15 protein-coding genes are annotated in these 14,738 nt (G+C 34.1%); 3 read left to right on the top strand and 12 right to left on the bottom strand.

Annotation, left to right across the window (positions count from 1 at the left end; genetic code table 11):
• Window positions 1–122 (top strand): signal peptidase II (locus PHQ99_05405; protein ID MDD4289005.1); only part of this gene is annotated, 122 nt, incomplete at its 5' end.
• A gap of 93 nt (window positions 123–215) precedes the next feature.
• Here PHQ99_05405 and nrdJ read toward each other — a convergent pair.
• From nrdJ to PHQ99_05365, 8 genes are all read right to left on the bottom strand, one after another.
• Complete coding sequence (nrdJ, locus tag PHQ99_05400) at window positions 216–2,555, bottom strand: ribonucleoside-triphosphate reductase, adenosylcobalamin-dependent (protein MDD4289004.1); 2,340 nt, start codon at window positions 2,553–2,555, stop codon at window positions 216–218.
• 130 nt (window positions 2,556–2,685) lie between these two features.
• Entirely contained in the window at window positions 2,686–3,369 is a 684-nt protein-coding gene (locus tag PHQ99_05395) for a zinc metallopeptidase (protein ID MDD4289003.1), read from the bottom strand.
• A gap of 116 nt (window positions 3,370–3,485) precedes the next feature.
• Window positions 3,486–4,103, bottom strand: coding sequence for a hypothetical protein (locus PHQ99_05390; protein ID MDD4289002.1), 618 nt, complete (start codon window positions 4,101–4,103; stop codon window positions 3,486–3,488).
• Between the two features lie 200 nt (window positions 4,104–4,303).
• Window positions 4,304–5,503 (bottom strand): D-alanyl-D-alanine carboxypeptidase, encoded by a 1,200-nt coding sequence (locus PHQ99_05385; protein MDD4289001.1) that lies wholly within the window; start codon window positions 5,501–5,503, stop codon window positions 4,304–4,306.
• A complete protein-coding gene (locus PHQ99_05380; protein ID MDD4289000.1) occupies window positions 5,494–6,783 on the bottom strand; it encodes an NAD(P)/FAD-dependent oxidoreductase in 1,290 nt (429 codons plus the stop codon). Before PHQ99_05380 ends, PHQ99_05385 begins: the two co-directional genes overlap by 10 nt.
• Before the next feature lie 48 nt (window positions 6,784–6,831).
• Window positions 6,832–8,025, bottom strand: coding sequence for an ABC transporter permease (locus PHQ99_05375; GenBank protein ID MDD4288999.1), 1,194 nt, complete (start codon window positions 8,023–8,025; stop codon window positions 6,832–6,834).
• A complete protein-coding gene (locus PHQ99_05370; GenBank protein ID MDD4288998.1) occupies window positions 8,022–8,768 on the bottom strand; it encodes an ATP-binding cassette domain-containing protein in 747 nt (248 codons plus the stop codon). Before PHQ99_05370 ends, PHQ99_05375 begins: the two co-directional genes overlap by 4 nt.
• 49 nt (window positions 8,769–8,817) lie before the next feature.
• The gene (locus PHQ99_05365) at window positions 8,818–9,300 is read right to left on the bottom strand and encodes an adenosine-specific kinase (GenBank protein MDD4288997.1); all 483 of its coding nucleotides are present in this window, start codon (window positions 9,298–9,300) and stop codon (window positions 8,818–8,820) included.
• A 222-nt stretch (window positions 9,301–9,522) separates the two neighbouring features.
• Here PHQ99_05365 and PHQ99_05360 point away from each other — a divergent pair, with 222 nt between their 5' ends.
• Both PHQ99_05360 and PHQ99_05355 read left to right on the top strand, forming a co-directional pair.
• Window positions 9,523–10,278, top strand: coding sequence for an HAD family hydrolase (locus PHQ99_05360; protein MDD4288996.1), 756 nt, complete (start codon window positions 9,523–9,525; stop codon window positions 10,276–10,278).
• Between the two features lie 29 nt (window positions 10,279–10,307).
• On the top strand, window positions 10,308–11,408 hold the full coding sequence (locus tag PHQ99_05355) for a polysaccharide deacetylase family protein (GenBank protein MDD4288995.1): 1,101 nt from the start codon (window positions 10,308–10,310) through the stop codon (window positions 11,406–11,408).
• Between the two features lie 122 nt (window positions 11,409–11,530).
• Here the strand turns inward: PHQ99_05355 and PHQ99_05350 are convergent, their stop codons facing one another.
• The 4 genes from PHQ99_05350 to PHQ99_05335 all read right to left on the bottom strand — a co-directional run bounded on the left by PHQ99_05350 (window position 11,531) and on the right by PHQ99_05335 (window position 14,136).
• Window positions 11,531–11,749, bottom strand: a complete 219-nt coding sequence (locus PHQ99_05350; protein MDD4288994.1) for a transcriptional coactivator p15/PC4 family protein — start codon at window positions 11,747–11,749, stop codon at window positions 11,531–11,533.
• Between the two features lie 26 nt (window positions 11,750–11,775).
• Window positions 11,776–12,087: a hypothetical protein gene (locus PHQ99_05345; protein MDD4288993.1), complete on the bottom strand. Its 312-nt coding sequence runs from the start codon at window positions 12,085–12,087 to the stop codon at window positions 11,776–11,778.
• A gap of 43 nt (window positions 12,088–12,130) precedes the next feature.
• Window positions 12,131–12,793, bottom strand: a complete 663-nt coding sequence (locus tag PHQ99_05340) for a DUF6391 domain-containing protein (GenBank protein ID MDD4288992.1) — start codon at window positions 12,791–12,793, stop codon at window positions 12,131–12,133.
• Between the two features lie 233 nt (window positions 12,794–13,026).
• The gene (locus PHQ99_05335; protein ID MDD4288991.1) at window positions 13,027–14,136 is read right to left on the bottom strand and encodes an Ldh family oxidoreductase; all 1,110 of its coding nucleotides are present in this window, start codon (window positions 14,134–14,136) and stop codon (window positions 13,027–13,029) included.
• Between the last annotated feature and the right edge of the window lie 602 nt (window positions 14,137–14,738).

The following is a 14,738-nucleotide window of genomic DNA, read 5'->3' as shown; positions in this document are numbered from 1 at the left end:
TAGATTTTCTTAATTTCGGAATAGGCAATTTAAGGACTGGCATTCTTAACATAGCAGACATGGCAATTACTTTTGGAGTAATACTTCTGATTTATTCCTTTATAGTAAAAACTGAGTTATAAAAAAGTTATTACAAGAAATAAATCATCATCATTTATTTTTAAAATAGCTTTCTTTTTCAATCTTCAGCTATTTATTATACCTAAATAATAACCTTATCTAATCGGGCAAGCTCCGCTGGCACAAGATTCATCTCCTAAATCAATTAACAATTCATCTTTTTCATATTTAGAGATAAGTGATGGGATAAAATGAACCATTTCTTCAGCTCTCTTCTCGTATTCTTCCTTGCTAATTTCTTCATATGGCATCTGGGCATAAAAACTATCATCTAAAGAAACAAAACTCACTGCAACAATATCATCCCAGTTATTCCATAACCATTCTTCCACTTCTTCCCATTCTTCATTTCTGACATGTACTGTAATAGAAGTATTATGGTCAGTATACTCTTTCTGAAAAGCTTTGTAATTTTCCAATTGTTCTATTGCAGAAATATCTTTCTTGGTTTTCCCTTCCGGTGCCGTGCAAGGGAAAGAAATAACCTTAGTGCGACAATTTTCTTCAGTCTGGCCATTTTCCGGTTTTATGTCATATCCTAATTCTTCACAAACTTTTAACAACGGGTCAGAAGCATTTATGCGAACTCTTCTTATATAATAGGGTGCGTGCGAATAGTGTACACCACTGGAGACTCCGGGAAGCTGTGTCGCGGTACCTTCCGGTTTTATAGAAGTAACCAATAAAGGTGGGTTGACTCCAAGTTTTTTGGCATAGAAATCTGCTTCTTTATGGGCAACTTCTCTTAACTCTTTTCTTAATTGAGACTGTTCTTCTGCTGACATGCCTGTAGCATTTACCATATCCTGCCAGCCGGTCAGACTGCAGCCAACCAGTCTATCCCTTTTCTGTTTAACATCCCACTGATCTAACTCTAAATCCAGAAAGGTCATTCTGAAACCTGCTCGAACAGAAAGACGCTGAGCTTCAAATAATTCTTTTTTGTTCAATTTTCCATCTTGTGTAAATCCCATAGCATTCACTGTGGTTAAGTTACACATCTGCTCCCTATCCAGCAAAACCTCCATACAGGGGTTAGCTCCTTCTAAATTTGGCCTTCTTTTAGCAGCCGCTTCTGCATTCATAAAGCCTGGTTCACCGCTATATCTCATCTGTTGAACATGCCAGGAAAGTTGTTCTCTACTTGGCTTGGAAGTATAAAAAATACTATTATTACTCATTTCTCGATAGTCTATTTCTTCATTTTTTACCCATTTTCCGTCAATCTGCTCATATAAATTATTCTTAGCATTTAAAATATCCTGGTCATCCGGGTCAAATAATATAACTTCGCTGGTTCTGCGGACTCCGCCAACCACTACATTCTGACCAATGATATTAGCAATATCCATGCAATCAACCGGTCTTAATTTTTTCCAATTGCCAAAACAATTATTCTTTACCACCTTGTCAATCTTTGTGAACATCTTCTCCAAACTTTCATATCCCGATGCAGTTCCTCCAAAGGTTTTTAGTTTTTCTCCTTTAGGTCTCACATGATCATAGTTAAATATAACTGTATGGATTTGTCTGAATTCTTTTTTTGATAGAATGCTTATATAGTAATCTAATGACTGAACCCATCCTTCTTTACTGTCTCCTACTACGATATGGGCGGTTTCATTTTCAAAATAAATACTGGTCAAATCTTCTCTTTTTTCTTTGGGTTTTGGATTGTAAGCCTCATGAATAATCTTTATATTAGTCCTTATTTTTGGTAATTTTTGTACATCTGACTTTAAAACTCTTACCCCTACTCCGGAACCAATCATTAAAAGATAAAATAAGTCTTTGTAAGCACTGAACTTGTCCATCACAGTAAAACTGCAATTAAAATTCGCCATAGGATATTTCGAACTGACTTCAGTTCCGCCAGTCCACAATGTTCGGCCTGCTAAAAATTGTTTTAGATGATAGATATTATCATATAAAGCCTCTGCCTCCTGCTGGCTGGTTCGTACTAAATTACAATTAAATTCTACTGCCCTTCTAACAGTTTCCCACCAGTATTCTCTTCTTTTTTCAAATGGTAGCCACCTGGAGTAAGTTCTATAATACACAAATTGCCCTAATTGAGAAGGGAAGGGATTCGGCATATGCTTATATTTACTTATAAATTCATCTGTTAATATTTTATGATTAGCAGAAGAGATTCCTCTTAATTTGTCACGCTGTTCCCGATATAGGATATAGGTCTTTGCTACATCTTTTCTCTCACTGTTCATTAATTCCGTTTCAACTCTTTCCTGAATATCAGAAACAGTCACACTTTCTTTAGAATTTTTTAAATCTTTCTCTATCTTTTTTGCTATATTGGCAGCAATTTCTTTGTCTACACCTTTAATTGTTTCCCTCATAGCCTGTACAATTGCATTAATAATCTTATTTTTATCAAAATATTGTATCTTGTCATTTCTTTTTATAACTTTTATCATCATTATCCTTTCTTTCTATTTCTCCAATAAATGTCTGTTGAAATAAATACCGGCATCCATATAAATATTTCTATCCCTTATTTTACTATAACCTGAAAAAGGATAAAAGGGATTAAACTTAAATTTGCTATTATATTTGATGTGACATAAACAGAATCATAACAATAAATAGAAAAGTTGCTATCCTTTGTCCTGCCCCTACAAAATAAGTCAATGCTGCATTGCGTAATACGGTAGCTACCATCTTTATTTCTTCTTTGTCTGCAATTTTTAATTTTTTCAATGTTTCCAGGGCTCTTTTGCTGGCATTTATTTCCACCGGCAGTGAAATTAGAGCAAATATTGACATTCCAAATAATAAAATTACGCCAAGGTAGATGAATATTGAATTTCGAAAGAAAATCCCCCAGATAAATACTAAAGGGCTGAACTGTCCAAGCAATGCCAAATTTTTTGCCATCTTGTTTCGCAAAACCATAAATCTGCAACCCTGTTTATCCTGAAGGGCATGTTCTACTTCATGGGCTACAATACCCATTGAAGTAATCGATTTATTTCTGGCAACTTTTCCGGAAATGTGCAAAGTCTTGTCCTGTGGATTGTAATAATTCACCATCACTCTTTTACTTTCTAAAACTGGAATGTTTATTTCATGATGTGATAAAAGAGTTTGAGTAATTTCCGTACCTGTTATACCTTTTTTATTAGTTACATTAAGATATTTATAAAAACTCTGCTGTACTCTCCATTGGGCAAACCATCCAACAAAGACAGGTATCAATAATAATAAATAAATTGAATTAAATGTTAACATCTATATTGCTCTTTTCTTAAATTATATCTGGATTTCTAAAGATTATTCCCTTTATTCATATTCAGAATATTTGGGTAATTCAGAAATATTTTATTAGAGTAATTATGTTAAGGATATCAAGTATTCAAATATCTCTTATAGAAAAAGTTAGCAATAACTGCTGCAATCATAATTATGAAGAGTCCGTACAGTATTGGGCTGCTTAAATTGCTCCCCATTCGTAACCCATGTATCGCCCCAAAGATAAAAGCAAAATAAATAATACTGTGAAAATATCTCCAGTATTTTGTTATACTTTTTCTTAATACTGCCGCAATGGTGGCAATATAGGCCAGGTATAATGCAGGCCGACCACCATTTGTTAAAAAAGCATCCCAGGAACTGAAACTGAGGGCAAATATGCTGGTAGTACCAAAGTCTATGGCCATAATAATCGGATGAAGAGTAATTAATATCAAACCGCTGATTGAGAAAAAATGATGAATTTTGATATAGACTGTTCCAAATAATTTTTTACTTTGTCTGACCAGTGAACTAAGAATAATAGCAATAAAGAGTGATGATATCCCTGTCAATGCGGTTACTCTCCGAAATAATTGAAAATAATCGCTAAAGCCATGCATGATTACAATTATGATAGGAATCAGGTAAAGAAGAAAAATTAAAAAATAGACCATATAACGTATAGTTGCCTGTTCATTGCTTCTATTTAATTTTTTTTCATTTTTTGGCATAATTTAATCCTTTCCTAATTATTTAAAATGTTTTTAAAAGACAAGAGGTAACATTTGTTGATACTGTTAAGTTTCAGAAATCTACTTAATTTTCATCATATTAACAGAAAATAATAAAATTTAAAACAGGAAAAGATTGTTTGAATTTTGATATTTTTAATTTTATAACACAAAATGAATAAAGTTATAGCTTTTCATTCTTAATAATTCTCGTAAATGTATTCTATTATATTGTTTTCAAATTCTTTCGGATTGTTCTGTTCGCCGGAAAAGTTGTTTGCAATTAAACAGAAAATAATATCTCTATTGTTCTTGGTTTGCATAAAACCTGCTAATCCGGAGGATGACGGCAAACTTCCCGTCTTTGCCCAGACTTGAAAGGGGAATCTTTCCCTAATAGTGCCTCTTTCATTTATATTCGCAAAGTATTGCAATATTTCAGTACCATATTGGTCAAACAAGTAGGAAATTGCACTTACAACCTGTGTAGGAGTTACTAAATTATATTCTGAAAGCCCACAACCATCTACAATAACATAATCTTCTCCCCATTGAAGTAATAGTTTGTCAAAAATTGTGTCTGACATAGCAGTGATTGAATTATTTATTGTTGAGATATCAACAAGGTCATCCGCCAGCGCCAGGGATCGAAACACTGCTTCAGCACTTTGATTATCACTCATTATCATCATATGAGTCAATATCTCATCTAATGGCTCAGAATAAAACATTGCCTTGACCGAAAGGTTTTCATCTACTTTGCCAATCCTTAATTCCCCGTCAATTTTTACTCCTTGCCTGTATAGTTCCTGACAAAATATTTCTCCCCAGCCGTTACTCATCTGTTTATAATAAGAAATTCTGGGCTCTACTGCATTTTCCCCCTTTATAATGAAGGAGCCAATCAAAGGATTTTCATCATCCCACATCCATCCCCTGCCTAAAAATTCTCCGGGAGAAAAAGCACTATCATCCAGGACAATATCACCTGTTATTTTTTTAATACTATATTGGTCTATCAAATCACAGGCTATCGCTCTAATATCCTCAGGGGACCGGGTCGGATCTCCGAAACCTTTAATATAGATGTCACTGTTGATATATCCCGGTTTAGAGCTTGAAAAGTAAAAAACAGTGGGAAATTGATATTCCTGGCCAAGGTTTTCCAGCCCCGCCAGAAGTGTAAATATCTTTACAAGTGAAGCAGGTGTAAACAGGTTATCTGGATTATGAGAAAATAAAACTTCATCAGTTAATAAATCTTTGACCATGATTCCGGAAAAACCATTAAATTCATCTATTTTTTGCTGAATTTTCTCCTGCGAAAAACCCAGTCCGGTCAATAAAAAAAGACCTGTGATAATAATGATAATTAAAATAAATATTTTTCTTACTGACATGCCTTTTTCCTTCCTGCTGCACTATCTCCGGCAAGATAACCGGTGCTCCAGCATACTTGTAAATTGAATCCCCCTGAGGGACCATCTAAATCTAAAATCTCTCCTGCAAAATAGAGATTATTAATCTTTTTTGAACACATAGAATTCGGGTCCACATCCCTTAAGTCTACACCACCGCTGGTCACAACAGACCACTGATATCCTAATAACTCTGTAGGAGTTAATTCCAGTTCTTTCAACAAGTGTAATAATCTGTTTCTTTCATCTTTGGAAATATAGTCTACTTTTTTTTCTCCATCTATTCCGGAAAGCCTGACTATTAATTCTATCATAGAAGAAGGGAGAAGTTTTTTTAAAGAGTTTTTAAACATCCTGCCCTTAAATTCTAAAAAATCTCTCCTTATTCTTTCATCTAATTTTTTAAAACTTAGAGCGGGTTTTAAATCCAACCATAACTTCACATCGCCTTTTTTTAACAGTTGACCAATATGTTTGCTCATATCCATAACAATAGGTCCACTTACCCCAAAATGGGTAAAGAGCATCTCTCCAAATCTTTCATCACGCTTTTTACCGCCCTGATACAAATGAAGAGAAATATTTTTCAAAGTAAGTCCCTGCAGTTCCTGAACCCAGGATTCAGAAATCCTCACCGGGTTTAATGCCGGTAAGGTCTTGTTAACCTTATGCCCAAATTTTTTTGCCCAGGCATATCCATCCCCGGTTGAACCTGTTTGTGGATATGATTTTCCGCCGGTGCATATAATAATTTTGTCAGAAATTATTTCCTGTATTTTTGTCTCGTTTATAATTATTTTAAATTTTTGCAAATCCTCCTCAATCAGTTCAATATCAATAACTTTTTTATTGCAAAGTATATTCACCTTACCTTTATTCAGGTATTGAGTAAGTACATTTAATACTGTTCTGGCATCACCGTCTGCAGGAAAAACACGATTACCTCGCTCTATTGCCCATTCTACTCCTCTGGATTGAAAAAAATTTAGAACATCTGAAACACCAAATCTGTCCAAAGCTCCATACAGGAAACGACCATTTTTCCCAAAATGTATTGCCAATTTGTCCCTGTCTAATTCATAATGGGTAAAATTACAACGGCCTTTACCGGTAATTAACAGCTTTTTTCCTAAAAGGTTATTCTTTTCAATCAATATAACCCTGGAACCCAGTTCGGCAGCCCGACCGGCTGCAATCATGCCGGCGGGTCCGCCACCAATGACTGCAATATCATAGCTATTATCACCTTTAACTGATGTCATTTTCTTTTTAAACCTCTTTTTGTAAACTATACTGTAAACACTAAAAAATCAACTCCGGAAAAGAACATTCTCTCTGCTAAATAATCTGGCTGCAAATAATAAGGCAATCAAAGCAATTACAATATTGCTGAACAGGGTGCTTAAAATATGGCCCCAATCAACAACACCCATTAACAATTCTTTAAAAGCAACACTGTTATTTAAAATTGGAATAAAGAACATCACTTCTGATAATTCAGTTCCCTGGCTTAATGAAATCATGCCTAAAAAGATAGCCCCCATATAGATGGGTGTTACATAAGTAGAGGCTTCTTTATTATTTCGAGCAAATATACCAACCAGAAGCAATATTGAACTTGCCAATCCCACTAATGGAGCTAACACTAAAAAAAATAAAAAGAAAGAATAAAGTGAAAGATTAATCTTTATCAAAGATAATTCCCCAAATGCATAAGCCGGAGTTAAAAAGGCAATGCTTAACCCGATTAATCCAAGCAGCATACTGGTAAAAGAAAGTGTAATTACTGTTAAATATTTCCCAAGAACAATTTCTAACCTGCTTAATTGGCTAACTAATAAAGTTGCCAATGTACCCCTCTCCTTTTCACCGGCAGTAATATCAACTGCAGAATGCATTGCACCGACAAAGATAAGTATTACGATAATGTACGGTAAAAGCATACCTAAAACCGATCCTGTTTTTCTTTCGGCAGAAGAAACATCCATCCATTCTTCATTAAATGGCAGGATATAATCAATGCTCAAATCTACTTCTTCCAATCTCATTTGCACTATTTGCTGCCTGTACTTTTCCAGTACATTAATTATTCTCCTTCTGGCAGTCTGTGAATACTGGGAGGTTGAATCATACTGAATGATAATCGATTGGTTAACATTCAGATTTTTGTTTATATTAAAATCATCGGGTATCTCTATTAATAAATATATCTCTCCAGATTCCAGGCCTTCCTGATTATTAACAGGCATACCAGTTAACTGAATTTTTTCTTCCTCTTTTAGGATTTCTATCAATCCGGGGGCACTTTCTTCTCCATGTACAGCAATAATTGAAGGTAAGGACTCTGTTTTTTGCTGACCTGTCATTGTAAAATATCCAATCCCAAAAAATAACAGTGGATAAAAAACAAGTGGTATAATAATCATGCTTATTAGTGTTCTACGGTCACGGATTGCGCCAAGAATCTCCTTGAAATATACTAATCTAATATTATTCCAATTCATTTATTGTTATTTTCCGTTTCAATCAATTTAAAAAATATTTCTTCCAAATCATCAAGCCGGACATCCCTTTTAAGTTTTTCTAATGACCCTGCTGAAAGAAGTTTGCCCAGGTGAATAATAGCAATTGTATCACATAATTTTTCTGCTTCATGCATGTGGTGGGTTGAAAAAATAATACACTTCCCCTGTTTTCTGAATTCTTTTATATACTCAATTACCACCCTGGCAGTAATAACATCCAGGCCAACGGTTGGCTCATCAAAAATTAATACAGGTGGGTTATGAATAATTGCCCTGGCAATGGAAAGCTTTTGCTTCATACCGGTAGACAATTTATCAACCCGGACATCCCCGAAGGCATTCATTCCTAAAATATTGAATATCTCATTAATTCTGTCATCGATATCCCGGTCATTCATTCCGTTAATCTTACCGAAGAAGCGAACTGTCTCTCGAGGAGTAAACCTGTCGTATAACCCCGTTTCACTGGAAAGGAAGCCGATATTCTGTCTAACTTTGTGAGCAGCTTTTACCACATTGTATTCATTTACAATTACTTCACCTGAAGTTGGAGCCATCATAGTTGCCAAAATTCGCAAAGTGGTAGTCTTTCCTGCACCGTTAGGCCCTAATAAACCAAATACCTCTCCCTCCCTGGCATGAAAACTAATATTATTAACCGCAGTTATCCTGCCTCTTTTTTTGTCATTAAATACTTTTTTCAGATTATTAACCTGAATCAAACTCTTCTACCTTTCCTTGTTTAAAGTTTTTAATAAAAATTAAAAACTGTTAAAGTTTATAATTGATAGTTCTTAAAAACTTTCTTCTTTTTTCAATATCCTCTTCCTTCTCAATTCCCTTCGGCATTAAACCGTCAATTACTCCTATAATACCTCGACCTTGCTCTGTTTCTGCTACAATTACTTCTACCGGATTGGCAGAAGCGCAAAATATTCGACAGACTTCCGGACATTGCTTCACTGCATTTAATACATTGATCGGGAAGGCATTCTCTAAAATTATAATAAAAGCATGCCCGGCTCCGACCTCTTTTATATTGGAAACAGCTATTGATTTTAACTTATTATCATTCCCTTCTGCCCTTACCAGGCATGGACCTGATGCTTCATTAAAAGCTATTCCAAATTTCATTCCCGGTACAGTTGATACCATTATTTCATAGAGATCCTCAGCAGTTTTAATAAAATGGCTTTGGCCGAGAATAATATTTGCCTCCTCTGGATATTCTAACTTAATTGTTTTTATTTCCATTCTTGTTCTCCTTTGCCTGTTATACTTTTTTATTATTTTTATTTATATTCTACACATAAATTATACCAAGTGCCACTATAATTATAGAAATTGCAATTGACAAAAATTAAATATTTTTGCACATATCTGTTATAATTTTAATATAATAAAAAATTTATTACATTTTTACAGCAAAAGCAATAGAAAATTTTAAAAAACTTAAGAGGATTGGAAAAAATAAAAATGAGCCATAAAAAGAGTGTTAAGGCTATATTTTTTGATTTTGGGGGTACTCTTATGGATGCCGAAAGTGATAAGATTGCCCATCAGAATATGATGAAAGATATTAAAACACATTATAGCATATCTGTCTCAGAAGAAGATTTGTTAGAAATCTATCAATCTCAATTATTTAATAATGACATGACCATAAAAGAATTTGCTCAAAGTAGTTCTATGCAATTTAAAAGACTGATTTCTTTTTCATTCAATGCCTTCCGGGGAATATTAAAAGAGTTTAATATAGAAGCAAAAAAAACTGATATGGATTGGTTTAATATAATTTTTCTGGATAACCATATAAAATATGCCCAACTGGTCGAAGGGGTATGGGATGTAATAAATCAGGTTAAGGACAAAGGGTGTCATTGCGGAATTATCAGTGATATCGACAATGATTACCAGCAAAAACAGTTTCAGTCTTTGAAACTTAATGGTGTTTTTGATTCCATAACCACTTCCGAAGAAGTTAAAGTTTATAAACCCGGTCCTTGCATTTTTGAAACTGCTTTAAATAAAGCAAGTTGTAAAGGAAATGAATCTATAATGATTGGAGATTCGTACAGTAAGGACATTGCAGGGGGAAAGAATTTGGATATGACTACTATCTGGATAGATAATTACCAGAACAATCTGCAAAAGCCGGCTCTTGCAGATTACACGATTAAACAACTTAAAGATATAATTCCAATATTTAACAAAATTCTGCAGGTATCTTAAGAATCATTAGATCAGGAAATTATTTCGCTATGAGTAATATAAACCCAATTACAAGAAAAAGAATAACTATTCTTTTAACGTTTATTTTAATAATTGCCGCATTTTTTTTGGTTATAACTGGTTCGGGAATTTGTTCAGTTACATATAGCCTGAATGAAACAACAGTGCCAATTTTAACATATCATAAATTCTGTATTGGTGATAGCCCGGATGACTATACTATCAATATAGACTTATTTGAAGAACATATTGCCTATCTAAATGACAATGGTTATAAGATTATTTCTATAAGCCAACTTTTAGAATGTATAAGGAATAACTTCTTTCCGGAAAAGCCTGTTGTTATTACTATCGATGATGGATTTAAATCTGTCTACGAACTTGCCTTCCCCATATTAAAGAAATATCAGATCCCGGCAAATCTTTTTCTCTACACTGATTTTATCGGCAACGGTCACCATCAAATATCCTGGCAGGAAATCAGGGAAATGATAGATACTGGAATAGAAATTGGCTCTCATACTCTCAGTCATAGTAATTTACTTAATATGAAAAAAGATGAGTCTCACATAGAATATCTGGAAAGGATAGAAAAAGAAATTACTTTGTCCAGAGCAATCCTGGAAAGAAATACCGGTGTCACTGTTGAATCCTTTGCATATCCTTATGGCGTCTATAGCAGGGAAATTAAAATGATAGCCGAAAAAGCTGGTTATGAAGCCCTTCTCAATGTAAATAGCATGAATAATTCTATCCCTATTGATCCATTTTCACTAAACCGGCAGATTATTCCAGCCGGTTTTTCAAAACAACGATTAGTAAAATTGCTTCAGCAAAAAACATTAGAGGTATATGATGTGTTTCCTGCTGACGGTGCCGTTACCGATAATCAGGAAATAAAGATAGGGGCATTACTGAATAATCCTAATATTGAACCTGACTCTTTGTTTTTTAGACTGAGTGGATCTGGTTTGTTAAATTATGACTATTGCAATGAATTACACGAAGTATCTTTTACTCCGGTAGCTCCCAAGTTGCTCCAGAAGCGGACATGGATAGCAAATATCACTGCTTATGATAAAATAACTAATGATGAAAGAAAGAAATCATGGCTTTTTACAATAAGATAGGGCGGAAAATTTATTAATTCCCCGCCCTAATCATTTTTACCTGTCAAATTTGTTTATATAAATTTTCATATTAGATTATTTTAGATTCAGATATCAATGCCTAAAAATAATTATAATAAAAATTACTCAAACTTAGTATCTTTTAATTTTTCTACCATCTTAACAAAATCATCTACCCATTCAGCATTAAAGTTGATTCCTTTTTTAGTCTGGATATATTCATCTTTATCTTTGAGCTTTACAAATGTCCTGATATCAACTCTTTGAGCGCCTCTGAATTCACCTACGGACAGCACTAACCTCTTATTATCTGTAATATCCAGTTTGTCTATCTGTTTCATGTATTCTCCTCCCTTTCTGGTATTTTTTAAGCTCCATCAAGCATCCCGTCTCTACCGGCAAGCTGATAGGAATCAATCATAACAATTTCTGTATCCTTATAGTCTTGCTCAATTTTCTTTTTTTCATCTTCAAAGTTTGATGAAACAACTATTTGCAGTCCTTTAATATCTTCAGCATATTTTAAGACATTCTCATGGGGCTGGGATAAAGAAATTAAAAAGCACATTTTCGGCTTATGTTTTTCTAAATATTTCTCAGCACCATGCAAGTGGACAATACCAATTTTGTTTATTTTGGAAATCAAAACTTTTTCATTTAACTCTTGTTTGCCAACCATATAAACAACCTCCTTATCCTGATTATTTCAAATACATATGGTATTAATTATAATCAATTACATATGAAACGGTTTTTATAAAGTATCCTCCCGGAAAGTGTCTCAATAACATTCCGGCTTCTTCTTGTCTTCCTAATTCGAACTCCAGGCCAACTATTTCCATATTTGCTACATCACAGGAAGTTGTAAAATATTTTTGTACATACTCTCCCAGATAAGGACTTATAAGATTAGAAAGCAATAAAGCAATTATGATATTCAAAATACTAAACATACCTGTGCTGAAAAGCAAAATCAAAAATATCAGGGCACTTACAAAATTAGCAATTGCCATATCAGTTCCGCAACGTTTATGAATTGCCAGCTGACAACTACCCTGTTTTAAAAGGTTTAGTCCTCGAATTGCCGCATCTTCCACTATTTCCGGATTCTGTATTCCCGAGATATAAAAACCATCTTCCTTTGATAAACCGGAAACATTTAAGCGATGTCCTGCCTTCTGTTCTAAGAGATTTATAGTAGCATGCTCTATGGCATGATTTTTTCTTAAATTTTTACTGTTAGCTACCTTCCATATCTGCTTGGGAACAGTTATCAGGGTTATAAAAGAATATGCTGTAAACCCATAGGGTAGGAAAAATAACGCCACTATAAAAAAGAAAAATATCGGCATCAGAAATAAATACAGAAAAAATAGAAAAAACAAATTATCCAACCTTCTTTCTCATGTACACTCTAATAAAAAACATACCAATATTAACGGTTAACTAAAAGTCTGTCAAGGTACAACATTAAAAGAGTAACTCTTAACTTATTTAAAATAACCTCAACAGGTATTTTAGAAATTATTTTTAATTAAAACATCCCCTATTGCAAACCTATGGTCTTTCGTAAATCTTATAAAGAGTTAAACCAAAAAATAAATGATAATTCAGAAAATTAAAAAGGAAACTCGTATTTTTTTAATCCAAGTTCACTCTGAATAGCCAATATTTCTTTTTGCAGATTTTTATTAATCGGTACACCTTTCTCTTTTCTCTCCAGCCATGCTAAGTATTCTTTTTCACCCGCAGTATATATTCTTTCTGCGCCGGGGGCTTTCTTGGAAGCACGCAATGTTCTTAATATATCCCCGGTGGTTTTCTTGAAAGATTCCAATTCAATAAAGTTAGAAATATTAATGGCAATGAAAAAATGACCCAAGTTTATTGGAATTGCTTTGCCTTTTTCATCGAACCCGGAAAGCATTTGTAAGAATTTTCCTCCCTGTAAGGCAGCAGATAATATTTCTACTACTGTAGAGTACCCATAACCTTTATAACCAGCTGTTTCTTCACCAATTCCTCCCAAAGGTACCAGTGCAGCACCACCAGTTTTTAAGTCTTCCAAAATCTGATGCGTATCAGTTCTGGTTTTACCTTCAGTATCTATTATCCAACCTTCCGGAATTTCTTTTTCCTCCCTATCATACAGCTCAATCCTTCCCCTCTGAACCATAGAAGTAGCACAGTCCAGACAAAAAGGGAATGCTTCATCAGAGGGCATGGCAAAAGTAAACGCATTTGTACCTAGCATGTTTTCTACACCAAAAGTAGGAGCAACAGATGGACGGGCATTAGTTCCGCTAATACCTATCATACCTGCATCAGCAGCCATCAGCGCATAATAGCCCGCAATCCCGTAATGGGTTGAATTCCTGACAGCAACCATTCCCATTCCATATTCTTTGGCTTTTTCAATAGCCATCTTCATTGATTTTTTAGCAATGACCTGCCCCATTCCGTTGTTACCATCTACCACTGCTGTGGTATGAGACTCTTTAACAATTTCAAACTGAGTTGTTGGAGACTGAATTCCAATCTTTATCCGATCATAGTAAATGGTTTTTAATCTACCGATACCATGGGAATCAATACCCCTCTTATCTGAAGCGATTAATACATCTGCACATATTCTCGCATCATTTTCCGGTACACCAATTCCGATAAAAGTATCAATCATGAAATTTTCTAAGGTTTCAAAATCAATCCAAACTGTTTTATCACTCACAATTGTCTACCTCCGTAATTTTTTTGATATTTTTTATGATATTACTATAACAAAGGAGGTGGGAGATTTCAATGAAAAATAAGTATAGCGTATACAGTATAACGTATACCGTTAAGAAATTAAAATACAAGAACTAAAGGATGCAAGATTCAAGGTGCGAGGAAAATAGTATCTAGTAGATAGTAGTTAGTTTAATAAAAAATGTCAAAAAACTTCAAGGTATAGGTAACACTTTTCTCGTTTCCTCACCCTTGAGATGAGAATTACATCCTATTTCATTTCCTCCCCATTGAGGGGGGGGAGGATTAAGGTGGGGGTGAGGTAAGACAGTTTTTGGTTTATAGTTTTTTGTTTTTAGTTAAGAAAAAATAAAAAAATACAATCGACTACATTGATTTTGATTAAAAATAATAAGCGGTTTATGTGAAAAAAAAGTTTACTAAAAACTACACCTCAACGACGTTTTCCGGTGAGGTGTAGTTTTTTCCATTTAATTCAACAGAGAATCATTGTTATTATTATATTTCACTCTTTTAGTTATTCAATATCAGTTTCTTCAAAGATGTATACCTCTGCAGCCTGGCTTATTGCTTTGGCATCCG

This window comes from Atribacterota bacterium (genome assembly GCA_028703475.1).
Classification (GTDB): Bacteria; Atribacterota; Phoenicimicrobiia; order Phoenicimicrobiales; family Stramentimicrobiaceae; genus JAQVMU01.
Note: the sequence above shows the minus strand (reverse complement) of the source record. Positions and strands in the feature narration are given on the sequence as shown.